This window comes from Amycolatopsis sp. NPDC043889 (genome assembly GCF_056435645.1).
The window spans coordinates 15,714-37,538 of record NZ_JBWKEC010000016.1; the positions used below are offsets into that span (position 1 = coordinate 15,714).

Consider the following 21,825-nt stretch of genomic DNA (forward strand, 5'->3'; position numbering starts at 1 on the left):
GGGCCCCGCCGGCAGGGAAAGTCGTAGGGGAAAGCAACACCCCCTCACCGCAAAGGAAATCCGATGAACGCCAAGCTCCCCCGCACTCGTCTCATCCTCGGCATGACGGCCGGTCTCGCGACCGTCGCGCTGGCCACCGGGGTGGGCGCGGCGCAGGCACAGGACCACAAGCCGCAGCCGCCCGCCCAGCAGTCCGTCGTGCAGACGAGCGTGCTCAGCGTCGACGCCGCCACCCGCGCCGCGCAGGCCACGCTGGACGCAGCCGAGAAGGAGGGCCAGCGGATCACCGTGGCCGTGGTTGACCGCTCGGGTGACGTGCGTGTGCTGCTCAAGGGCGACGGCGCCGGGCCGCAGACGGAAGAGTCCGCCAAGCGCAAGGCCTTCACCGCGGTCTCCTTCGGACAGCCCACGTCCGCGCTGGCCAAGAACGCCCAGGGCGACGGCCCGACCATCCGCGACATCCCCGGCACGCTCTTCCTCGGCGGCGGTGTGCCGGTCGCCGCGAACGGCGGCCCGATCGCCGGGATCGGTGTCGGCGGCGCGCCCAGCGGCGACCTCGACGAGCGCTTCGCCACGGCCGGGCTGCGCGCCATCGGGGAACTTCGCTGATGATCGGTGAGCGGGCGATCGTGGCGGTGCTCGCCGCCCTCGTGCTCGGTGCCTGCTCCCCGCAGGCACCGAGCGCACCACCCCGGACGGCGCCGAGCACCGCCTCGCCGCCCGCCTCGTCCCAGCCGCCCCGCCAAGGAGTCCCCATGAGCCAACTCTTCGAAGCCGACGTGAACCGCGTCCGGCAGGCTGTCGACGCGGGCGTCGACCTGGAGACCCGTGACGATCACGGCCGGACCCCGTTGCTCGTCGCCGTCACCGAGAACCGCGTCGACGTCGCCGAAGTCCTCGTCAAAGCGGGCGCCGACCCGAACGCGCTCGACGGGCGGCACGACACGCCGTGGCTCGTCACCGGAGTCACCGGCAACGTCCCGATGGCGAAGCTGCTGCTCGAGGCCAAGCCGGACCTGACCATCACCAACCGGTACGGCGGTGTCTCGCTGATCCCCGCCTCCGAACGCGGGCACGCCGAGTACGTGCGGTTGGTGGCCGGCAGCGGGATCAACGTCGACCACGTGAACGACCTCGGCTGGACCGCCTTGCTGGAAGCGGTCATCCTCGGCGACGGCGGGCCGCGTCACCAGGAAGTGGTCCGGGCGCTCGTCGCCGCCGGGGCCGACGTGAACCTCGCCGACAATCAGGGCGTCACTCCCCTCGCGCACACTCGGGCCAAAGGCCAGACGGCCGTCGCCCGGATCCTCACCGAAGCGGGCGCACGCTGACCGCCACTCACGAAGTCCGTGAAGGCAAAGGGCTATCGGGCCAAGTGGTCGTGCCGATGTTGAATGTCCCTATTTCCACACACCCATAACGCCCGGTCACCGCGGACCGCCCACCGCCGCCGGAGGTGGCCTCACATCCGGCGGCCGTGTCTCGTCGTACCCGGGACAGCGCACGAGACCCAGGGGGCGAATTCCCATGAACGAACGCACGCACGGCCCGCTCGACCCGGCGTTGAAGGCGATCGTGAGTGAACGGCGTCAGCTGATCGGGCTCGCGTATCGCCTGGTCGGCTCGCTTTCCGAGGCCGAGGACGTGGTGCAGGAGACCTATAGCCGCTGGTACGCCTTGTCCCCGGCACAGCGGGAAGCGATCGACTCCCCCGGCGCCTGGCTGACAACCGTCGCCGGTCGCATCTGCCTGGACCTCCTCGGCTCGGCCCGCGCACGGCGGGAACGCTACGTCGGCGAGTGGCTCCCCGAACCCTTGCCGGGGCATGTCGAATGGACGACCCTGCGTCCGCCCACCGACGATCCGGCTGACCGGATCACCCTCGACGAGTCGATCAACATGGCCTTTCTCGTCGTGCTCGAGTCGCTGACACCGGCCGAGCGGGTCGCGTTCGTCCTGCACGACGTCTTCCGCTACCCCTTCGCCGAGGTCGCGGAGATCGTCGGCCGCACCCCGGCGGCCTGCCGTCAACTGGCCACCTCCGCCCGCCGCCGCATCCGCGCGACGCGGCTCATGCCCGCCCCGATCGCCCGGCAGGCGGACCTCGTCAAGGAGTTCAAGAAGGCGTGGGAAGCCAAGGACATCGAAGCCCTCATCGGTCTCCTCGATCCGGACGTCAAGGCGGCCAGTGACGGCGGAGGTGTCGTCAGGGCCGCGCTGCATCCGTTCGAAGGGCGCGAGGAGGTGGCGTCCTATCTCATTTCGGTGGCGCATCTGACGTCCGGCCTCGACCTGGTGGAGCGGGAGGTCAACGGCCGGCCCGGCCTCGTGCTCCAGCAGGCCGGGCGGACCGTCGCCGTCTTCGCGTTCCACGTCGCCGACGACCGCATCCAGCGCATCTGGGGGATGCGGAACCCGGAGAAACTCCGGCCGTGGGCCGACGCCTGACCGCTACGCCGCTAGGGCGCCGAGTTGCCGCAGCTGGGTGAGGACGTCGACGACACCCCAGATCTCGGCGACGCGCCCTCCGGCGAAGCGGAGGATGAAGATCTCGCTGTAGGAAACCGGCTTCCCGGTGGCGGGCATCCCCCTGAACTCGCCCCGGTGGGTACCGGTGACGGTGTTCCGGCAGACGATCTTGTCGCCGTCGGCGAGCACGTCCTCGGCCGAGACCCGCAGATCGGGGAACGCGCGCAGCAGCACCGTCCACACCTGTTTCAGTGCCTGCGCCCCTGTTGTCTCCAACGGCACCGGCGCGTGGAACACCACGTCCGGCGCGACGACCTCGTCGATCGTCTTCTCGATGACGTCGTAGCTGCCGCTGTTCGTCGCGTCGTGAAAGCGGCCGAACACCGCCCGGTTGCGTGCTGTCTCAGTGGCGGTCATGCGAACTGGCCGACCCGGTAGTCGCCGCCGGGGTTCTGGACGATGGCGTTCACCCGGTTGAAGGCGTTGATCAGCGAGATCACCCCGACCAGCGCGGCGAGCTGGTCCTCGTCGAAGTGCTTGGCGGCGTTCGCCCACGCCTCATCGGTGACGCCGCCCCCGTCGGCCATCCGGCAGGCCTGTTCGGTCACCTCCAGCGCGGCACGCTCGGCCTCGGTGAAGACGTTCGCCTCCCGCCACACGGCGACCAGGTTGATCCGCACATCCGTTTCGCCCGCGGCGGCGGCTTCCTTGGTGTGGATGTCCAGGCACACCGCGCATCCGTTGATCTGGCTCGCGCGCATCCGGACCAGTTCCTGGATCGTGAGCGACAGCGGTGAATCGGCGAGTCCCCTCCCCGCCGAGATGATGGTCCTCATGAACTTTCCGCCGACCTTGTTGCCGAAGTAGTCGAGCCTGGCGTTCATCGCGATCTCCTTTGCCTTGGTGGTGTTCTGCCCAACCGACGACACGGCACCACGAAATGTGAGCCCAGCCCCGAAAACGCCGTGTGGAGGGCGGACCTCGAACGGTCTCGCCCTCCACGCGGTGGTACAGCCGGTCATCGCACGACCGCCGGGTCACCTCCGGCGACTTCGCTCGGCGCGCTCCGGGGGAAGCGCAGGGTGGCCATGGCCAGGAAGCCACCGGCGACCGCGATACCCGAGGAACGCCGCCGAGTCTGCTCAGAAGAACTGGAGTTCGACCTGCGGCCCCAGCGAGTCCAGCCCGGCGCACCGATGATCGCGATCCAGCAGGACACGGATACGCCGATCGGCCAAGGGACTCAGATCCAGCTTCGGCAGGGCACCACGCAGGTCGATCCTCTCCAGTTTCGACAGACCGTCCAGCTCGGAGAGGTCGAGCTCCGCACGGCAGTCCTTGAGACCGAGCCGTCGCAATTCGGCGAGGCCGCCGACCACCGACAGGTCGGCATCCGGTTCGACACCGGAAAGCTCCAGCCTCGTCAAACCACCGAGCGCGATGCCGATGAAGGACAAGTCGCCCAGCCCCGAAGCCGGCGCCAGCGCGAGCTCCCGCAGGGACCGGAAATCGGTGAGCGTCTCCAGCTCCACGAAGGACCGGTCACAAGTGAGATTCAGGTACCGCAAGTGGTTCCGGTGCTCCCACAACGGTGTGACGGCACAGTCACCGGCAACATGCGCCAGCAGTCCACGCAGGGCCCGGACCCGGCGAAAAGGCCGCAGATCCTCGACCTTCTCCGGGTAGATCTTGATCTCGACACTTTCCAGCTTGCGCAGCTTGTAGAGATGTTCGACCCACTCCATGCTCCGGATTTCCATACCGTGGTCGAACAGCGGAGCATCCCTCAGTACGCGATCACAATAATCACCGAGGTCGAAGTAGCGGGCACAGGCGACGATCTCCTCCTGGACCTCCCAGCGCGGATCCCGCGCATACTCGCCGAGCACCCTCAGCACATCGATGTCGTTCGACAGTGCGACCGTGCGCACCAAGAACACCGCTTGCGAGTTCGAAAGGTCACTGAGATCGGAGGGCAGGACGCGGAACAGCGGCCGTCCCACGGTGGCCAGCGCGCTCACTTCGTCCGAGCTCGTCGGAGGCAGCAGCTCATGCAAGCAGGCCTCCACACGTTCGATGGTGTCGGCGGATAGCTCCACGGCGCTTTCCAGGCACGACGCGGCGAGAAGCATGAGCCGGTGCCGGGACTGCCCCTCCTCCTCGCGATAGAAATCGTAGGCCCTGTTGACGATCCCGTTCAGCAGCCGATCGCGCTGGACCGCGGTCGCATGGGAGCAGGCCATGAGAACCGTCTCACGCCACAGATCCGAGCTCGCGTTGTTGATCAGCAGATCGATGCTGTCGCGTTCGACGACCTCCTTGGCCGCGAGGAACTCCTGGAAGGTCCGGTGCACGAAATCGATCCGGCCGATGACCGGCTGCCGGATCAAGCCGCTGCGCTCCAGGAGATGCCGAAGGACTTCTTCGGGAGCCTGGGTGACACCGGGCATCGTGCCGATCTTGAGCCGCAGCTGGTGAATCGCCTCTTCGCGGGACATCTCCGCGCGCCCGTTCTCGTTCAGCCACCAGGCCAAAGCCCTGAGCATGGCCCGTTTCTCGACCGCGCTCAGCTGGGTGTCTCCGTCGACGCGCACCTTCTTGTCAGCGTCACGGCGCTCGAGCAGCATGTCGAGAGCCGCCTCGTAGAGCGTCATCCGATCACGCGGCAGATTGGCCCGGCGGTCCAGGTTCAGCGCGCAGATCATCGCGCACAGGAGCGGGTTCCGAGCCAGCGCGCGGAGGTGCGGCCTCGAATCCAGGTGCAGCAGAAGACTTCGCTGATGGACGGGGACGTCGTCCCTCGGGCACGGCAGCGCGATGTCCCGGCCGGCCGTCGAATCCAGCAGCGCGTTGTGCCAGCGTTCGATGAAGATGCGGACATCCTGCGGATTCATCGGCTCCAGCGTCACCGGGTGGAATTTGTCGGCCACGAGCCACCGCTCGGTTCGCTCCGAAGGCCGCGACGTGACGACGATCAGGCATTCCGGGAAGCGGGCGCAAAGCACCCGGAGCCATTCCCGCACCTTCGCCCGCTCCTGCTCCGGGAGTTCGTCCACGCCGTCTATCAGGAACAGCGCTCGCCCGCTCTCGGCGACACGGTCCACCCAGCCCTGCGGCACCGGACCCCACTGCGGCGCGTTGGCGTGCAGCAGGAACTCGTCCCCGTTCGGCAGGCGGTTCTCCGAGAAGTCCCGGAGCCGCAGGAGGAAGGGGACCTTCCCGTTCCACTCCGAGAGCCTGCCCACGAACCTGCGCCGCACGGCCGTGATGGCGATCCATTGGAGAAGCGTGCTCTTGCCCGCGCCGGCGTCGCCCTGCAGAAGCACGAGGCGTTTACCGCCGAGGGCATCGCCCACCCGGACGACGTCCTGCTCCCGCTCCCCGGTACCGAATCCCACCGGAGCTTCCGTCTTGTCCCTCGCCGAGGGGAATTCGTGCCCCTTCGAAACCGTGGACGCGGTGAGGCTGAGATAGGCGACCGTCAAGGTCATGGTCGGCTCGTAGTAGTTCGTCGTGATGCCGAGAATCTCCAGCCGGTCGTACAGATTGCTGACCAGCTCGAAGTAGGCGTCCCGGAACTCCTCGTCCTGGTCTTCCTCGCTCGACGCGCTCAGCTCGGTCACCGGAAGCCGGTCGAGTATCTCACCGAGCTGGCCTGCGATACCGCTCAGCCTGGACAGCATCTCGACAGACGCTCTCGCGTCGAACTCGGGCAGGTCCCGGATCAGATGGGCCAGGTAATAGCAGACCTGATCCAGAAGGAGATCGAAAAGCTTGCCCGCGGGCTCCGACAGATCGCCGTTGCGCACCGTCTGCGGCGCGTGCTCCCTGATCTCGCGCGCCAGGCCGAGGGGGTTCAGATCCACCCGGAAGATCACCGCGTCGGTCAGTTCGGCCCGCTCGAGCGCATCGGCGACCGCCAAGGTCGCGGCCTCGCGTTCGTTCTCCGGCAACCCGGGGAACTCGTTCTCGCACAGGGGTTGCAGGCGATCCGCGACCTGCTCTTCGATTTCCTCCATCTTCCGCCGGAATTCACGCTGATGCCGTAGGACCGGGTACCGATACGCGACCAGTTCGGCGAGCTCCATCTCTCGACGGTCCGCGCTGGTCCGGCTCGTCAGCCACGCGCGCACCGCTCGGCTCGCCAGCGCACCGCCGACTTTCAGCAAGGCAGCCTCTAACCCGGCGATGTCGGCACACTCCCTCGTCGCAGCCCGAAAAGATGGCTGTACGGTACACCCGGCCGGTATCGGAGTCGCCCGAACGACGACCGCCGTTACGTGACCCGCTCGGCGACGCGCTCGACCTTGCCGACCAGGAAGACATAGGACAGGATCCCCGCGATCGTTATGACGGTCATGTAAGCGAAACCGGGGGCGAAGCTGTCGTCGGTGACGATCAGGCCGATGACGATCGGGGTGGCGATCGACGACAGGTTCCCGATGAAGTTGAACATCCCGCCGGTCAGCCCGAGCAGCCGTCGCGGGGCCAGCGCGGAGACCAGTGACCAGGTGATCGACGCGAGCCCGTTGCCGAAGAAGGCGATCGACAGGATGACGATGACCAGCGTGGTCGAGTCGGTGAAGCCCGCCGTGACCATCACGGTGCTCAGCAGCAGACCGGCGATGATCGGGCCTTTCCTCGCCACCCCGAGCGAAGCACCACGGCGCACCAGGAAGTCCGACAGGACACCGGAAGCCAGCACACCGACCAGCGCCGCGATGAACGGCAGCGACGCCAGGAAGCCGGACTTGATGTAGTCCATTTCCCGGTATTCGACCAGATACGTGGGGAACCAGGTGAGGAAGAACCAGAGCGTCGAGGTCAGGCAGAACTGTCCGAAGTAGATTCCCCACAGCTTCCGGCTGCCGAGCACGGTCGCCAGATCCGCTCGCGTGACGCGTGTCCGCTCGGGGCGCTCACGCGGCAGGTCCACCAGGCCGCCGCCGGAGCGGATGTGCTCGACCTCGGCCTCATTGGCCCGCGAGTCGCGCGGCTCCCGGTACTTCGCGTACCAGAGCACCGCCCAGAGGATGCCGACCAGACCCGTGGCGATGAACACCCAGTGCCACGAAAGCACGGTCTGCAGCCAGGACAGCACGGGCGTCAGCAGCGCGAGGCCGATGAACTGGCCCGAGGTGTAGAAACCGATGGCCGTGGCGCGTTCGCGTTCCGGGAACCAGACGGTCGCGATCTTGCTGTTGATCGGATAGGCGGGCGCCTCGAAGACCCCGACCATCAGCCGCAACGCGATCAGCGCAACGAATCCGCCGATCACCCCCATGAAGAACGTCGCGAGCGACCACAGGATCAGACAGGCCGGATAGAGCAGCCGCGGCGGGATCTTGTCGACCAGCCAGCCGCCGGGCAGCTGCAACGCGGCGTAGGTCCAGCCGAAGGCCGACAGGAGCAGGCCTTGTTCCGCTTTGGACAGCTCGAGTTCGCCGGCGATCGCGGGCATCGCGATCGACAGGTTCGAGCGGTCCAGGTAGTTGATGACGACGGTGATGAACAACATCACCGCGATGAGCACCCGGAACCGGGTCGGGCGCACGGTGGCTTGGACGGAAGTCGTCATCGCGCTCACCATTCCGCGAACGAGCCGTCGGCGTGCCGCCACACCGGATTCCGCCAGCGATGTCCCTCGGCCGCGCGTTCGGCGACGTACTCCTCGTCGATCTCGATGCCCAGCCCCGGCCCGCGGGGGATGGCGACCTGTCCGTCGTCGTAGGCGAACACCGACGGATCGGCCAGGTAGTCGAGGAGATCGTTGCTCGTGTTGTAGTGGATGCCGAGGCTCTGTTCCTGGATCGTGGCGTTGTAGCAGCCCGCGTCGATCTGCAGGCAGGCCGCCAGCGCGATCGGGCCGAGCGGGCAGTGCAGGGCCAGTCCGACGTCGTAAGCCTCGGCCATGTGCGCGATCTTGCGCGCTTCGGTGATGCCGCCGCAATGGGACGGATCCGGCTGGATGATGTCGACGGCGCCCGAGGCCAGGACCGCCTTGAAGTCCCACCTCGAATACAGCCGTTCGCCGAGCGCGATGGGGATCGGCGAGGTGCGGAGGACGTCGGCGAAGCCGTCGACATGCTCGGACAGCACCGGTTCCTCGACGAACATCAGCCGGTACGGCTCCAGTTCACGGAGCAGGACCTTGGCCATAGGTTTGTGCACGCGGCCGTGGAAGTCCACCCCGATGCCGATGTCCGGGCCCACCGCCTGGCGCACCGCGTCCACGTTGGCCACACAGCGGTCGACCTTGCCCCAGGTGTCCAGATAGGACAGTTCCTCGGTGCCGTTCATCTTCACCGCGCTGAATCCGCGATCCACCACCTCACGCGCGGCGCGGGCGGTCTCGGCGGGCCGGTCGCCGCCGATCCACGAGTACACCTTGATCTTCTCGCGCACCGGGCCGCCGAGCAGTTCGTGGACCGGGACGCCGAGTGCTTTGCCCTTGATGTCCCACAGGGCCTGGTCGATCCCGGCCAGCGCGCTCATGTGGATGCCACCGCCGCGATAGAACCCGCCGCGGTAGAGGACCGTCCACAGATCCTCGATCCGCGAGGGATCCTTGCCGATCAGGTAATCGGAAAGCTCTTCCACGGTGGCGGCCACCGAAGCGGCCCGGCCCTCCAGGACCGGTTCACCCCAGCCGGTGACGCCCTCGTCGGTCTCGATCTTCAGGAACGACCAGCGCGGCGGCACCTGGTATGTCGTCATTGACACGATCTTCATGGGTTTCTTCCTTAGTCCTGGTGCCAGATCTCAGAGAATTCGCGGGCACGGACGCCGACCGCGTCCGCGCCGTCGCCCGGCCGGTAGAGGCAGGAACCCAGCCCCGCCCCGGCCGCCCCGGCGGCGGCCCAGGCCGCCAGGTTCGTTTCGTCGACGCCGCCGACAGGCAGCAGCCCGACCTCGCGCGGCAGCACGGCGCGCCACGCCTTCATGCCCCCGATCCCGACCGCGTCGGCGGGGAACAACTTGAGATTCCGCGCTCCCGCCGCCACCGCGGCGAAGGCCTCGGTGGGCGTGGCCACACCGGGATACGGCGTCATCCCCTCGGCCACGGCGGCGGAGATCACCGCGGGGTCGGTGTTGGGCGCCACGATCATCCGCGCCCCGGCCGCCCGCGCCCGGCCGACGTCTTCGATGGTGAGCACGGTGCCCGCGCCGATCTCGCACCATTCGCCGAACGCGTCCGCGAGCAGGCGGACGCTCTCGAACGGCTCCGGCGAGTTCAGCGGTACCTCGATGGCGGGGAATCCCGCGTCGACGAGCGCCCGGCCGATGCCGACGACCTCGGCCGGGGTCACTCCGCGCAGGATCGCGATCAAACCGGTCACGGCTTCAGTGTCCTTTCGAGACGGTCTTCGAGCAGCCCGGCGGCCGTCGCGATACGCCACAGCCCCCGCGCGGTGATCTCCTCGGAAAGCACGGTGGCCTCCACCCCCCTTTCGGCGAGGGCGGCGGCATAACGACGGCAGAGTTCGACGGCTCCGCAGAGCACGACGGGGTCGTCCGAGTCCCGCAGCAGATGCGAGACCTCGTCGGCGATCAGGACGCCGGAGAGGTAGTCGGGCAGCGACTCCGGTCCCAGTACGCCGTCGAGCACGAGCGGGCGGGCGCCGAACGCCTCGGTGGCGAGCCCTCGCGATCGCCGTCCCGCGGCCAGGCCCCGCGAGAAGGCCGCGTCGTCGGCGACCGGATCGGCGGCCGTGCGGGCGAGGATGCCGTGTGCGATCAGCAATCCGTACAGTTCGCCGGTCATCGCGGTGGTGAAGCCGGTGACGATCCCGTTCTCGACGCGGACCCATTTGCTGTGCGTCCCGGGGAGCACCACGGTGAGCGGTCCGTCAGGGTGCCCGAGCGTCTCGAGCGCGCCGACGAGTTGCGTTTCCTCGCCGCGGATCACGTCACCCGGATCGTCGCCGGATGGGATCCGCAGTCCCGGCACGAGGTGGAGCACGCCGTCGCGGTGGGAAACCGGGACGAGCGAAGGGAAGTCGAGCGCCGCTGGGACGGTGCGATAGCCGGAGTCGGTCCAGCCCTGCGCGCTGCCCACCATCCCGGACGCGAGCGCGGGAAGCCCGGGATACGCGGTCAGCCAGTCGCCGCAGGCCTGCCGGAAGGCCGACTCGTAGGCGGCCGCCCTGGCTCGCGGGTCCCGGAGGTCCACGGCCTCGGTGGTGGTGAACAGTCCGCGCCCGGCGTCGCGGGCGGCCAGGATCTCGCCGTCCCTGCCGAGCAGCCAGGCGCGCTGACCGGAGGTCCCCCAGTCGAGCGCGATCAAGGCGGGTTCAGTGTCCGTCACGAGCGACATCGTGCGGTCGTGTTCCCGATAATGCGATCACCGTCCCTATATGTAGGATCCGGGGATGTCCGAGACGGCACCGCCCGGCACCCAGACCCTCGCCCGCGGCCTCGCGGTGATCCGCGCGGTCGCGAACGGCGCGACCGACCTCCGCACGCTGGTCGACCACACCGGCCTGGGCCGCAGCACCGCGCACCGGCTGGTCCAGCTGCTGGTCAGCGAGGGTTACCTGCGCAGCGGACGGGACGGCTACACGCTCGGGCCCACCCTGATCGAACTGGGTTTCCAGGCCCTGCACGGGAGTCCGCTGCCGGTGGTCGCCCGGCCGGTGCTGGAGGAGCTGGCCGAGCAGTTGCGGGACACGGTTCACCTGGCCGTCCGCGACGGGGATTCCGTGCTGTATCTGGACAAGCTGCCGGGTTCGCGAGGCGCGGAGATGCGCTCCCGCATCGGTCACCGGATGCCGTTGACCCGCACCGGTGTCGGCATGGCACTGCTGCTGGACTCCGCCCCCGAGTGGCGGGAGCTGTACCTGGCCGAGTCCCCGGCGGAACCAGGCCGGGTGCACCCGGAGGACGTCGACGCGTTCCTGGCGCGAATGCGCGAGTACGCGGAGTCCGGGGTGGCGATGGACCTGGAGGACAACGAACCGGGTATCCGCTGTGTCGCGGCGCCGATCCGGGACGCCACCGGCGCGATCGCCGGCGCCATCAGCGTTTCGGCGACCCGGCCGTACATGCCCGCCGCCCGGATGCGCGGTCTGAACCGCGTCGTCGGCCGTGCGGCACGCCAGGTCTCCGCCGGGCTGGGCCACCGCGAACCGTAGGGACGGTTCGTCAGACTCCCAGCGCGCCCACGAGCAACGCGCTCACCGCGTCACGGTTGGCGGGGACGTCCTCCCAGCGCAGCCTCCGGCCCGCTTCGACCACCACCCCGAAACCCGCGTGCACGAGAACCCTCGCCTGACGCTGGTCGAGTTCCGGCCGCGCCGACCGCAATTCCCGTTCCCAGACGGCGATGTGCTCGCGCTGCGCGCTGACCAAAGGCCGCCGCAGAGCCGCGGGAAGGCCTGCCAGTTCGGCGTTGGCGACGCTCGTGAGCGCGGTGTGCTCGAAGCTGTACGCCACATACGTCCGCGCCAGTGCGAGCAGGGTGTGGCCCGGGTCGTCGACGCCGCGCAGGTTCTGTTCCACGGCCTGGGCCAGAATCCCCGCGGCCCGCAGGCACGCGGCGGCGAGAATGTCGGCCTTGCCGGGGAAATACCGGTAGAGCGCGGACGGCACCAGCCCCACGGCTTCGGCGATCCGGCCGTTCGTGACGTTGGCGAACCCGTCCTGTTCGAACAACGGGATGGCGGCCGCGATGATCTCCGAACGCCTGGTGCGCGACGCCGGGCTGGACGGCAGCTCGACGGCGTGCGTGCCCGCGCCGCCTGTCGCCGGGTCGGTCGCGGCCACCCGCAGCGCCGACTCCACCAGCACCTCTTCGACCCGGCGTTGGGCGATCGACGTGCGGTGCATCGTGATGGACCCGATCACGCCGAGCGCGGCCACGGCCCGCAGGCCCGCGTCGGGGAGCGGGTACTCCCGCCGCACCGCTTCGGTCACCCGGTCCACGATCTGCCCGAACTTCACCGCAAGTGAGTGCCGGTCTTCGCGGTCGAGATATCGGGATTCCCAGCGGTACAGGCCGCTCGACGCGCGATGGGTGACCGTGCCCCGCGTGACGGCGGCGAGCACGTCCGCCAGCGGCGCGCCGGGCGCGACCTCGTCGAGGGTGGCGGCGAGCCGGTCGGCCATGACGTTCGCGCACGCGGCGAACAACGCGTACTTGTTCGGGAAGTGCCGGTACAGGGCCGCTGCGGTGATGCCCACGTCGGCGGCGATCTCCTCCATCGACGCCGCGTGGTAGCCGTGTTCGCTGAAGATCCGCCCGGCCGCGTCGACGATCGTCTGCTTGCGGTTGCGGGGCCGGACGGCCGCGGTCGAGTCGGCGCTCATCGCGGGTTCCGAGCGGCTGCGGACGGGAACGGGGCCATGCGGGGAAGTCAACCACGAACCGGATCACCGCCACGGGATCTGTCCGGCGACAACGGCGTCCCGATGTGATTCCCGATTAACTTATGGGTTCTCAACCGGCGGCTTGGCATGCATACTGGCTTCGCGACCAGTCCCGCTCCGACACCTGAGGATGGCCATGTCGACCGCTTCGGCTCCCGCCTCGTCCTTCCGGCATCACTGGATGGCGCACGCGGCGACGCACGCGATGATGCGACCGGACAAGCCCGCCCTGCGGTACCTCGGGGAGACGACCACCTGGGCGGGGCTCTCCCGGCGGTCGTTGCAGTTGGCCGCCGGTCTCGCCGCACGAGGTGTCGCCGAAGGCCATCGGGTGGCCACGCTGACCCTGAATCACCCGTGGTTCGTGGAAACCGTATTCGCGGCGAACAGCCTGGGCGCCATGGCCGTCCCGCTCAGCTTCCGGCTCGCACCGGCGGAACTCGACTACATCCTGGCCGACTGCGCACCCTCCGCCATCGTCGTCGACGAGCGGCTTCTGCCCCTGCTCGACGCCGCGCCGAACGCGGCGTCGATCGGGACGGTGCTCGTCCTCGGCGAGTCGTACGAGGAATTCCTGACCGCGCACGAACCGCTGGAACCGCCGGACGCCAGCGAGGAGTCGACGGCACTGATCATGTACACCTCGGGCACCACCGGCAGGCCGAAAGGGGTGATGCTCTCCCATCGCAATCTGCAGATGCAGGCGATCACCTGCATCCGGGCGATGAAGATCTTCGACGACACCGACGTCGCCTTCCTGACCGCGCCCTTCTTCCACATCGCGGGCCTGGGGTCGATCGTGGCGAACTTCCTGGTCGGCGGCGTGGTCGTGATCCACCCGCTGGGCGCCTTCGATCCGCGCGCGGTGCTCGACGCCTACGAGCGCGAAGGCGCAACCGTGGTGTTCAACGTTCCCCAGCAATGGGATCTGATCTGCGCCCAGCCGGATATCGCCGAGCGTGACCTGAAACTACGAATCATCAGCTGGGGTGCGGCTCCCGCGACCAGGGCGACACTCCTCGCCATGGCCGAAAGGTTCCCCGGCGCCCTCAACGTGGCCGTGTTCGGCCAGACCGAGACATCCCCGATCACGTGCGTCCTCAGCGGCGAGGACTCGATCCGCAAACTCGGTTCCGTCGGCAAACCGATCCCGACCCTCCAGTACCGCGTCGTGGACGACGACATGAACGACGTCGCACCGGGCGAGGTGGGAGAGATCGTCTATCGCGGTCCGACGGTGACCAAGGGGTACTGGAGGAAACCGCGGGAGACCGCGGAAGCCTTTTCCGGTGGCTGGTTCCACTCCGGCGATTTGGTTTCCCAGGACGAAGACGGCTTCATCTGGGTGGTCGACCGCAAAAAGGACATGATCATCAGCGGCGGCGAGAACATCTATTGCGCCGAACTGGAGAACGCGATCTCCGCGCATCCATCGGTACGGGAGGTCGCCGTGATCGGCCGGGCCGACGAGCGCTGGGGCCAGGTGCCGGTCGTGTTCGTCACCACCCCGCCGGACGCCGCACCGTCCTTGGCGGAACTGAACGAATTCCTCGACGGCAGGCTCGCGTCCTTCAAAATGCCCAAGGACCTCGTGGTGCTCCCCGAACTCCCGCGCAACGCGGGCGGGAAAGTGGTCAAGGGTTCGCTTCGCGACCTGGACAGGAAACGCGCACATCACTAGCGAATCACTCATCGGATGCCTACCAAGGAAGTTAGGTCAGTAAATGAGCGATCTCAGCAGGAGGAATGTTCTGTCCCTCGGCGTCGCCTTGGGGCTGGTCGGCGCCGCGAGTGTGGCGCCGGCTTGGGGCGCGACACAGACCGGTCCGGCGGCCGACCCGTGGTGGGTCTGGGACGACGAAATCGACCGCATCATGGCGAGGACGCTCGAAGCGGGCCAGGTTCCGGCGGTCAACACCGCGATGAAATCCTGGGTGGACAACAACGATCCGCTGCCCGGCGGCCTGCCCGCCGATCTGGCGGGCTTCCTCCAGGGCGTCCACAAGCTGCCGTCCTGGGCCGATCCCGCGAAGTTGCGCCGCGCGGCCGATTTCAACCGGCGCAAGGACACCTACCTGTTCATGCTGTACGGGCTCGGCAGCGGCATCATGAGCACCGTCATCCCACGTGAGGCCAAATCGGTCTACTGGTCCGCCGGTGGGGCAGACATGCAGGACCGCGCGGCCAAGACGTTCACCTTCGGCTACGACCTGAGCGATCTGAACGCTTTCGAGCCCGACGGCCAGTTCGTGGTCACCGCCAACAAGACCCGGCTCGTGCACGCCGCGGTGCGGCATCTGCTGCCGCAGTCGGCGCGCTGGAAGGCCGTCGCGGACGAGCGGATCCCGATCAGCAACGGCGACATCCTGGTCACCTTCCACAGCCTCGGCACCTACGTGCACCGGAAGCTGCGCGAGTGGAAGGTCCCGATGTCGGCCGCCGACGAGGACGTCTTCCTCCACATGTGGCAGGTCGCCATCCACCTGCTCGGCGTACGGGAGGAGTTCATCCCGAAGACGTGGGCCGCCGCGCACGCGCAGTCGGCGCAGGTGCTCACCCCGATCCTTTCCCCGTCGCACGAAGGAAAAGAGCTCGCCGAAGACCTGCTCGGGCTGACCGCGCAGATCGATCTGGGCGTCACTCGCGGATTCCTCAACGAATTCGTGCGCTACGTGCTGAGCGACGCGATCGGCGACTGGCTCGGACTGCGCCGCGACTACGCGTCCGCCGCCCTCATCCGCACCGCGTGGCCCGCCTACATCGCCTTCCGCGAGGGGCTGATCCCCGTCATGCCCGCAGGGTTTTACATGTTCGACCAGCTGGTGCGCGCGCTGGCGATGTTGTTCCTCAACAAGGGCACCTCGCCGACGACCACCCCCATCACGATCCCCACCGGGAACCGGCCGGGCGCCTGACCGCACCGCCGCCTCGTGAGTGGTAAGGACGGTTCTAACCGTCCTTACCACTCACGAGCCCGAAATCCACCTTGGCGTGACAATTTTCCGCGTCTCAGTAGTTTCCACGACGCGCGCCCCGACGGGGTCCCGCTATATCTGGGAATCCGTTCCGGCCTCGGAACGGTTCTCCCGAGAGGACATGCGCGATGAAGCGTGGATCACAGTGGGGCGCCGCGGTTCTCAGTGCGGTGACCGCACTTGTCGTGGCGGCGGTACCGGCCGCCGCCGAAGAGAGTCCCTATGCCCGCGGCCCGGCACCGACGAAAGCCAGTATCGAAGCGGATCGTGGCTCGTTCCAGACCGCCACCGAGAAAGTCCCCGCCGGGCAGGGTTTCGGGGGCGGGACGATCCACTACCCGACCGACACCGGCCAGGGCACGTTCGGCGCGATCGCGATCGCGCCCGGCTTCCTGGAGTCGGAGGCGGCGATCGCCTGGTACGGCCCGCGGCTGGCTTCCCAGGGTTTCGTCGTCATCACGTTCTCGACCAAGAGCACCTGGGACACCCCGGACAAGCGATCCGACCAGCTGCTCGCGGCGCTGCGTTACGTCACCGACTCGAGCCAGGCCAAGAGCCGCGTGGACCGCGACAGGCTGGCCGTCATGGGGCATTCGATGGGCGGCGGCGGAGCGTTGATCGCGTCGCAGAAGGCGCCCACGTTGAAAGCGGCCATCCCGCTGACGGGCTGGAATCCGAACACGACGTTCTCCGACCTGAAGGTCCCCACCTTCGTCGTCAGTGCCCAGAACGACTTCATCGCCCCGGACGGCTCCCACTCCCGGCCGTTCTACCAAAGCCTTCCCGCGTCGCTGGACAAGGCGTACATGCTGCTGGCCGGGGCAGGCCACATGGCGCCCACGAACCCGAACGTGACCATCGCGAAGTACAGCCTTTCGTGGCTGAAACGCTTCGTGGACCAGGACACCAGGTACGACCAGTTCCTGTGCCCGCTTCCGGCGAACGACCCGAAGATCGCCGTATACCAGGGAACCTGCCCGATCGGCTGACACTCCGTCCCGCGGCCGCTGTGCTCCCCCGAGGTCACAGCGGCCCGCGGGCGGCGTCACGCTGCTCGACCCAGACGGCCAGCTGGGTCCGGTTGACGAAGTCGAGCTTGTGCGAGATGTGCTGCAGATGCGTCTCCACCGTGCGCCGGGCGATGACCAGCCTCGCCGCGATCTCCCGGTTGCTCAGCCCGGCCGCCACGAGCCGCGCGATCTCCGATTCGCGGGGCGTCAGCGGCGCGAGCACGGCCGGTTCGCCTACGGGCACGGACGGCGGACCGCTCAAGGCGTCATGTGGGTTCCGCCGCCGCCCCTCGGCGAACGCGGCGTCGAACCGCCCCTCCCCCAAGGCATCCCGGGTGGCCTGGTGGAACATCCGGTGGCTCATGGTGACGGCTACGTCGGGCTCGGCACCGCAGCGGCCCCAAAGCGTGGCGGCCGTCCCGAACAGTTCCGCCGCACGCACCCAATCCTCGCGCCGTGCGGCCACCCAGGCCAGGCCGTCCACCCGGTATGCCGCGGACAGCACGTCGGAGGCGCGGAGGTCGATCTCCAGCGCGGCGCGGATGCAGCGGTCCCCTTCGTCGAGGTCTCCGCCGAAACAGACCTCGGCGACCCCCAGCCCGAACAAGGCCATGGAGCGATACCGGTACTCCCCCGCTTCCTCGCACAGACGGCGCATCGAGCCCAGCAGCGCCCGCGCTCCCGGAAGATCCCCTCGGTAGGCCAGAGCGACCCCCTGGATGAACATCGGGTGCATCTGACGTCGTACGTCGCCTCGCTCACCGAACAGCCGCACGGCCTCAGCCGCACGGAACATGCTGTTCGGTTCGGTCGACAGCATTCTCACGAAGGCACTCGCGTGTGCGATGTAGGGAGCCGCGTCTTCGTCCTCGATCGCCTCGGCGGCGGCCAGCCGCCGCCGGGCACGCGGCAGGTCCGCGTGCAGCGCGGCGCACAGGGCCGCGATCGCCAGCCCCCTGGCCCGGCCGGGGGTCTCCGGCGGCGCCACGTCGAGCGCGCGATCGATCCAGTCCCGCAGTTCCCAAGCCGCACCGCGGGCCACCCAGTACTCGATCGTGCCGGTGGCCATCTCCAGCGCCACCGGGCTTTCACCGGGAGCGCGAAGCGACCACGACAACGCTTCGCGGATGTCGGCGTGGGCGGCTGTCAGGCGGTCGTACGTCTCGTCCTGCCCCGGCCCGAACCAGGTGTCGGCGGCCTGGGCGATAAGCCGGGCATAGTGGTCACGGTGCTTCCTCGCCACGGCGAGCTCGTCTCCGGAATCGGCGAGCTGTCGTCCGCCGTATTCACGGAGGAGCCGGAGCATCCGGTAGTGGACCTTGTCCGTGCCGTCGATCCGGCCCAGCACCGATTTGTCGACCAAACCGTCCACCGCGTCCAGTACGGCCAGGGAGCCCAGACCGCCGTCCTCGGCACAGACGGCCTCGACCGCGGACAGGTCGAACTGCCCCGCGAACACCGAACAGCGTGCCCAGACGAGCCGCTCGGTCTCGGTGCAGAGGGAGTGACTCCACTCGATCGTGGCGCGAAGCGTCCGATGCCGCTCGACGGGCATCCGGAGGCCGCTGGCCAGCACCCCCGAGTTCTTCTCGACCCGATCGGCGATCTGCGACGGCGACAAGGCACGGATCCGGGCCGCCGCCAATTCGATCGCCAGCGGCAATCCGTCGAGGCCACGGCAGAGGCGCACGACATCCGCGACATTGCCTTCGGTGACCTCGAACGCGGGCAGGACATTGGCGGCACGCTCCGCGAACAGCCGTACCGCGCCGAACGTGAGCGCCGCTTCAGCTGTGGTGATCTCGTCGTCGGGGGGCACGGCCAAGGGCGGGAGCGTCAGAACCTGCTCACCGGCGAGCCCCAGGGAGCAGCGGCTGGTGGCCAGGACCACGAGGTCCCGGCAGTCGCGCAGCAACGCCGTCACCAGGTCCACGCTGCCGTCGCGGAGATGCTCGCAGTTGTCCAGCAACAGCAACGACCGCCGGGGACGCAGATACGCGACGACGGCGTCCAGGTCGGTGTGGCCCGCCGTGTCGTGCAGGCCGAGGCTGTCGGCGACCGCGCGCGGGACGAGCCGTTCGTCTCGCAACTCCCCCAGCCCGGCGACGGCGACGCCGCCGGGGAAGTCCCGGGTGAGCGAACTGGCCACCTGTGCGGCCAGCCGGGTCTTGCCCACCCCGCCGGCGCCGGTCAAGGTCACCAGACGTCCCGCGCCGAGCAGCCGCCGGACCTCGTTCTCGTCGACCGCACGGCTGACGTAACTCGTCAGGGGCCGCCGCCGGACCTCACTGTCGCTCGTCATGTCGTCATCACCCGCCGAACCGTTGATCCCCTATCGAAGCATGCCTGCCGGGGAGGCGTGGGCTGTTCACACCACAGCCCGGACCCTGCCGCATAATGCCGCGGTGACGACCTGACACTTGGGGGCAGTCCATGAACGACCGGCTGGCCATCTCCAGGGAGCAGGCCGAACGCACGCTCGGCCCGAGGGTCGCAAAACGACTCGACGCGTTCGACAACGGGACCCTCTACGTCTCGGCGGGCGGGTGGGCCGAGTTGCTGGCCTGGCTCGTGGACTTCGCCGTCTACCTGCTGGGCGCGGGAGCCGGTTTCGTGGTTTTCGCGGTCGCCACCCGGAACAGTGCGATCCCCGACAGCGCGGCCCTGCTGACCCTGCTCGGCCTGCTGATCGGTGTCCCGGTGCTTTACGGCCTGTTCTTCGGTAACGGCCGCGTTGTCGGCGCCGCGCTCACCGGGACCCGGCTCGTCCGGGTCAAGGACGGCGGGCGGATCGGCGCGGCGGCCTGCTGGGCCATGCTCGTGCGCACCCTGCTGTTCCCCCTCCTGCTCGTCGCGATGGTGCTGGCCGGATCGGGCGGTGTCGGTTCGGTCAGGAGGGTCAGCATCGACGAGGAGGCCACCCGGCGGCTCCGTAGCGGCTAGGCGATGTCCCACTCCGGCGCGTCGACGAAGTGGACGTCGTACCGCTCGTGCAGGCGCTCGACCTCCTCCGGCGCGACGTTCCCGCGCAGGATCTCGGGCAGGACGCGGAAGTAGCCGAACCGGTCGACCCCCGGCGCCAGCGTGATGAGGACATCCGCGGCCCGCTCCGGCGGCGCGGCGAACGCGTGCCGCACCCCCGGCGGGATCACCACGTATCCACCGCGCTCGATTGTGACCGTTTCCGCGCCGACCAACATGCGCAGTGCTCCTTCCAGCACGTAGAAGGCTTCCGCGGATTTCTTGTGATAATGCGGTCTCGTGCCGGGTTCACCGGCTTGGAGGGACAACCGGTTCGCGCCGAGAAAACCGCCCGTGTGCTCGCCGTCGGCCAGCAACCACAACGCGGGCTTCTCGATGACCTCCGCGTCCTTCTCCTGCATCACCCAGGCTTCGTTCGCCATCGCGTTCCCCATCTAGTTGAAGTCTTCAACCAAAGCTAGACCGAAGTGGTTGAAGCCGTCAACTGTTACCGTGTGTGCCGTGACCGACTGGCTCGACACGGAACAGCAGCGCGACTGGCGGGCGTTCATCGAAGGCTCCGTGCGCTTCATCGACCTGCTCGACCGGCGGCTGCGCGAGGAGCACGGCCTTTCCCTGGCCGAGTACGAACTCCTGGTGCGGCTGTCCGAAGCCACCGGCCGGTCGATGCGCATGGCGGACCTCGCGAAATCGGCGTACTACTCGCGCAGCCGGCTGTCGCACCGCGTCAGCGGGCTGGAAACCCGCGGGCTGGTCCGGCGGGAATCGGCCGCCGACGACGGCCGTGGTGTGCGGGCGCGGCTCACCGACAAGGGACACGAGACCCTGCTGCGCGCGGCGCCGGACAATCTCCGCACTGTCCGCGAACACTTCGTGGACGTGATCGCGCCGGAAGACCTCCAGGCCGTCGGCCGCGCCATGCGCGCCGTCACCGCGCGACTCGATCAGTGACGCGTCGCCGAAGGAAGCTCACCGAACCGCGCGCGGTACTCCCCCGCGAACCGGCCGAGATGGGTCATGCCCCAGCGATGGGCTATGTCGCCGATCAGGTCGCCGGTCGACAGGATGTCGTGGCGGATCCGGTCCAGCCTCAGGTCGCGGACGTAGCCCATCGGTGTCGTCCCGAGTTTCTCCCGGAACGCGTCGCCGATCGTCCGCGCGCCGCACCCGGCCGCCTGCGCGATCCGGCCGAGGGACATCGGCTCCGGCAGGTTCGCTTCGATGTACGCCACGGCGGCGCGCAGCGCCCTGGGCGGCGGCGTCCGGGAAGCGCCTCGCAGCACGGCGGTGTGGTTATGCGGCTGGGCCAGCAGAAGCGCGGTCACGACGCACCGCATCTGACTCCGCCGCAATTCCTCCCGCTGGAAGAGCGGATCGGCCGAGTCGAGTTGTCCGATCAAGGAGCCGATCAGCAGTCTCACCGTCCTCCCCCGCGGCCCGGACAGGTCCAGGGGAAGGTCGAACCGCACGGCGGGACCGGTCGGGCGCCCGGCGAGCGCCGCGAGTTCCCGCTGGACCAGCCCGGCGTCGATGCGCAGGGCCAGGAATTTCGTCCCCGTCCCGTTCGGGCGTAGTTCCTGGACGTCGCCCGGGTTGACCACCCCGGCCTTCGTCTGGCCGAGGACGGCTTGACGGCCGCCGCGGCTCGCGGAGATCTCCCCCGCCAGCCCCAGATTGACGAAGTACGAGTCCCCGCCGGGCAGCGGGCCGACCCGCACCGCGAGCGAGGAGGCGAAGTACCCGACCGCGAAATCCTCCGCGACGACTCCCCGTACCTCGTGCTCGCTGCCGTCGAAGGGACCAAGTGGGCTGGTGGCGACCGCCCCGCCGAAGAGCCGAGCCGCAAAATGGAGCAGGTTCACCGGATTTCCGGACTTCGTGAGGACGAAGTCGCGGAGCGGGCTCGACAACGCCGATCACCTCCTTGTCGACGAGTCGATCATGTCACCGATCGCCCGCCGGATCCGGACAACAGCCGCCGGAAGCGGACAGGACGGCCTGGACAACCGGCCTAACTTGGC

20 protein-coding genes are annotated in these 21,825 nt (G+C 68.6%); 9 read left to right on the top strand and 11 right to left on the bottom strand.

The genetic code is table 11. The features are described from left to right. The first annotated feature begins 63 nt into the window (after positions 1-63). The 3 genes from AC0685_RS26310 (at position 64) to sigJ (ending at position 2,448) form a co-directional block, all read left to right on the top strand. Positions 64-609, top strand: a complete 546-nt coding sequence (locus tag AC0685_RS26310) for a GlcG/HbpS family heme-binding protein (protein ID WP_478227945.1) — start codon at positions 64-66, stop codon at positions 607-609. Positions 610-755: 146 nt separating this feature from the next. Continuing rightward, positions 756-1,331, top strand: a complete 576-nt coding sequence (locus AC0685_RS26315; protein WP_478227946.1) for an ankyrin repeat domain-containing protein — start codon at positions 756-758, stop codon at positions 1,329-1,331. A 196-nt stretch (positions 1,332-1,527) separates the two neighbouring features. Beyond that, on the top strand, positions 1,528-2,448 hold the full coding sequence (gene sigJ / locus AC0685_RS26320) for an RNA polymerase sigma factor SigJ (RefSeq protein WP_478227947.1): 921 nt from the start codon (positions 1,528-1,530) through the stop codon (positions 2,446-2,448). Between the two features lie 3 nt (positions 2,449-2,451). Here the strand turns inward: sigJ and AC0685_RS26325 are convergent, their stop codons facing one another. The 7 genes from AC0685_RS26325 to AC0685_RS26355 form a co-directional block, all read right to left on the bottom strand. After that, the gene (locus AC0685_RS26325; protein ID WP_478227948.1) at positions 2,452-2,886 is read right to left on the bottom strand and encodes an ester cyclase; all 435 of its coding nucleotides are present in this window, start codon (positions 2,884-2,886) and stop codon (positions 2,452-2,454) included. Next, positions 2,883-3,353: a carboxymuconolactone decarboxylase family protein gene (locus AC0685_RS26330; RefSeq protein WP_034311532.1), complete on the bottom strand. Its 471-nt coding sequence runs from the start codon at positions 3,351-3,353 to the stop codon at positions 2,883-2,885. The genes AC0685_RS26325 and AC0685_RS26330 overlap by 4 nt, the downstream gene beginning before the upstream one ends. Before the next feature lie 258 nt (positions 3,354-3,611). Beyond that, entirely contained in the window at positions 3,612-6,638 is a 3,027-nt protein-coding gene (locus AC0685_RS26335) for an NACHT domain-containing protein (RefSeq protein WP_478227949.1), read from the bottom strand. 107 nt (positions 6,639-6,745) lie between these two features. Then, the gene (locus AC0685_RS26340; RefSeq protein ID WP_478227950.1) at positions 6,746-8,047 is read right to left on the bottom strand and encodes an MFS transporter; all 1,302 of its coding nucleotides are present in this window, start codon (positions 8,045-8,047) and stop codon (positions 6,746-6,748) included. Positions 8,048-8,052: 5 nt separating this feature from the next. Then, entirely contained in the window at positions 8,053-9,201 is a 1,149-nt protein-coding gene (gene dgoD / locus AC0685_RS26345; RefSeq protein ID WP_478227951.1) for a galactonate dehydratase, read from the bottom strand. Between the two features lie 11 nt (positions 9,202-9,212). Further along, positions 9,213-9,809 (bottom strand): 2-dehydro-3-deoxy-6-phosphogalactonate aldolase, encoded by a 597-nt coding sequence (locus AC0685_RS26350; protein ID WP_478227952.1) that lies wholly within the window; start codon positions 9,807-9,809, stop codon positions 9,213-9,215. Beyond that, entirely contained in the window at positions 9,806-10,786 is a 981-nt protein-coding gene (locus AC0685_RS26355) for a 2-dehydro-3-deoxygalactonokinase (RefSeq protein WP_478227953.1), read from the bottom strand. Before AC0685_RS26355 ends, AC0685_RS26350 begins: the two co-directional genes overlap by 4 nt. A 55-nt stretch (positions 10,787-10,841) precedes the next feature. Here AC0685_RS26355 and AC0685_RS26360 point away from each other — a divergent pair, with 55 nt between their 5' ends. After that, positions 10,842-11,603: an IclR family transcriptional regulator gene (locus tag AC0685_RS26360; protein WP_478227954.1), complete on the top strand. Its 762-nt coding sequence runs from the start codon at positions 10,842-10,844 to the stop codon at positions 11,601-11,603. Positions 11,604-11,613: 10 nt separating this feature from the next. On the opposite strand, the gene AC0685_RS26365 is transcribed toward AC0685_RS26360, so the two are convergent. Continuing rightward, on the bottom strand, positions 11,614-12,777 hold the full coding sequence (locus AC0685_RS26365) for a TetR/AcrR family transcriptional regulator (RefSeq protein WP_478227955.1): 1,164 nt from the start codon (positions 12,775-12,777) through the stop codon (positions 11,614-11,616). A 196-nt stretch (positions 12,778-12,973) separates the two neighbouring features. Between AC0685_RS26365 and AC0685_RS26370 the strand changes: the two genes are divergently transcribed. From AC0685_RS26370 to AC0685_RS26380, 3 genes are all read left to right on the top strand, one after another. After that, entirely contained in the window at positions 12,974-14,518 is a 1,545-nt protein-coding gene (locus AC0685_RS26370; RefSeq protein WP_478227956.1) for an AMP-binding protein, read from the top strand. A 43-nt stretch (positions 14,519-14,561) separates the two neighbouring features. After that, on the top strand, positions 14,562-15,752 hold the full coding sequence (locus AC0685_RS26375; protein WP_478227957.1) for an oxygenase MpaB family protein: 1,191 nt from the start codon (positions 14,562-14,564) through the stop codon (positions 15,750-15,752). Positions 15,753-15,940: 188 nt separating this feature from the next. Beyond that, positions 15,941-16,801: a dienelactone hydrolase family protein gene (locus AC0685_RS26380; protein ID WP_478227958.1), complete on the top strand. Its 861-nt coding sequence runs from the start codon at positions 15,941-15,943 to the stop codon at positions 16,799-16,801. Between the two features lie 34 nt (positions 16,802-16,835). Here the strand turns inward: AC0685_RS26380 and AC0685_RS26385 are convergent, their stop codons facing one another. After that, positions 16,836-19,124: an ATP-binding protein gene (locus AC0685_RS26385; protein ID WP_478227959.1), complete on the bottom strand. Its 2,289-nt coding sequence runs from the start codon at positions 19,122-19,124 to the stop codon at positions 16,836-16,838. A gap of 131 nt (positions 19,125-19,255) precedes the next feature. On the opposite strand from AC0685_RS26385, the gene AC0685_RS26390 reads away from it, so the two are divergent. Beyond that, positions 19,256-19,765 carry a hypothetical protein gene (locus AC0685_RS26390; RefSeq protein WP_478227960.1) on the top strand — a complete coding sequence of 170 codons (510 nt, stop codon included), beginning with the start codon at positions 19,256-19,258 and terminating at the stop codon, positions 19,763-19,765. Here AC0685_RS26390 and AC0685_RS26395 read toward each other — a convergent pair. Next, a complete protein-coding gene (locus AC0685_RS26395; RefSeq protein WP_478227961.1) occupies positions 19,762-20,226 on the bottom strand; it encodes a cupin domain-containing protein in 465 nt (154 codons plus the stop codon). The genes AC0685_RS26390 and AC0685_RS26395 overlap by 4 nt on opposite strands. A gap of 79 nt (positions 20,227-20,305) precedes the next feature. Between AC0685_RS26395 and AC0685_RS26400 the strand changes: the two genes are divergently transcribed. After that, positions 20,306-20,755, top strand: a complete 450-nt coding sequence (locus AC0685_RS26400) for a MarR family winged helix-turn-helix transcriptional regulator (RefSeq protein ID WP_478227962.1) — start codon at positions 20,306-20,308, stop codon at positions 20,753-20,755. Here the strand turns inward: AC0685_RS26400 and AC0685_RS26405 are convergent. Next, a complete protein-coding gene (locus tag AC0685_RS26405) occupies positions 20,749-21,714 on the bottom strand; it encodes an AraC family transcriptional regulator (protein ID WP_478227963.1) in 966 nt (321 codons plus the stop codon). The genes AC0685_RS26400 and AC0685_RS26405 overlap by 7 nt on opposite strands. Positions 21,715-21,825: the final 111 nt, after the last annotated feature.

Coding starts and splice junctions, on each gene's coding strand:
- AC0685_RS26365 (WP_478227955.1), bottom strand. CDS start 12,777: ATGAGCGCCGACTCGACCGCGGCCGTCCGGCCCCGCAACCGCAAGCAG.
- AC0685_RS26325 (WP_478227948.1), bottom strand. CDS start 2,886: ATGACCGCCACTGAGACAGCACGCAACCGGGCGGTGTTCGGCCGCTTT.
- AC0685_RS26385 (WP_478227959.1), bottom strand. CDS start 19,124: ATGACGAGCGACAGTGAGGTCCGGCGGCGGCCCCTGACGAGTTACGTC.
- AC0685_RS26355 (WP_478227953.1), bottom strand. CDS start 10,786: ATGTCGCTCGTGACGGACACTGAACCCGCCTTGATCGCGCTCGACTGG.
- AC0685_RS26390 (WP_478227960.1), top strand. CDS start 19,256: ATGAACGACCGGCTGGCCATCTCCAGGGAGCAGGCCGAACGCACGCTC.
- dgoD (WP_478227951.1), bottom strand. CDS start 9,201: ATGAAGATCGTGTCAATGACGACATACCAGGTGCCGCCGCGCTGGTCG.
- AC0685_RS26315 (WP_478227946.1), top strand. CDS start 756: ATGAGCCAACTCTTCGAAGCCGACGTGAACCGCGTCCGGCAGGCTGTC.
- AC0685_RS26395 (WP_478227961.1), bottom strand. CDS start 20,226: ATGGCGAACGAAGCCTGGGTGATGCAGGAGAAGGACGCGGAGGTCATC.
- AC0685_RS26310 (WP_478227945.1), top strand. CDS start 64: ATGAACGCCAAGCTCCCCCGCACTCGTCTCATCCTCGGCATGACGGCC.
- AC0685_RS26370 (WP_478227956.1), top strand. CDS start 12,974: ATGTCGACCGCTTCGGCTCCCGCCTCGTCCTTCCGGCATCACTGGATG.
- AC0685_RS26360 (WP_478227954.1), top strand. CDS start 10,842: ATGTCCGAGACGGCACCGCCCGGCACCCAGACCCTCGCCCGCGGCCTC.
- AC0685_RS26375 (WP_478227957.1), top strand. CDS start 14,562: ATGAGCGATCTCAGCAGGAGGAATGTTCTGTCCCTCGGCGTCGCCTTG.
- AC0685_RS26330 (WP_034311532.1), bottom strand. CDS start 3,353: ATGAACGCCAGGCTCGACTACTTCGGCAACAAGGTCGGCGGAAAGTTC.
- AC0685_RS26380 (WP_478227958.1), top strand. CDS start 15,941: ATGAAGCGTGGATCACAGTGGGGCGCCGCGGTTCTCAGTGCGGTGACC.
- sigJ (WP_478227947.1), top strand. CDS start 1,528: ATGAACGAACGCACGCACGGCCCGCTCGACCCGGCGTTGAAGGCGATC.
- AC0685_RS26340 (WP_478227950.1), bottom strand. CDS start 8,047: ATGACGACTTCCGTCCAAGCCACCGTGCGCCCGACCCGGTTCCGGGTG.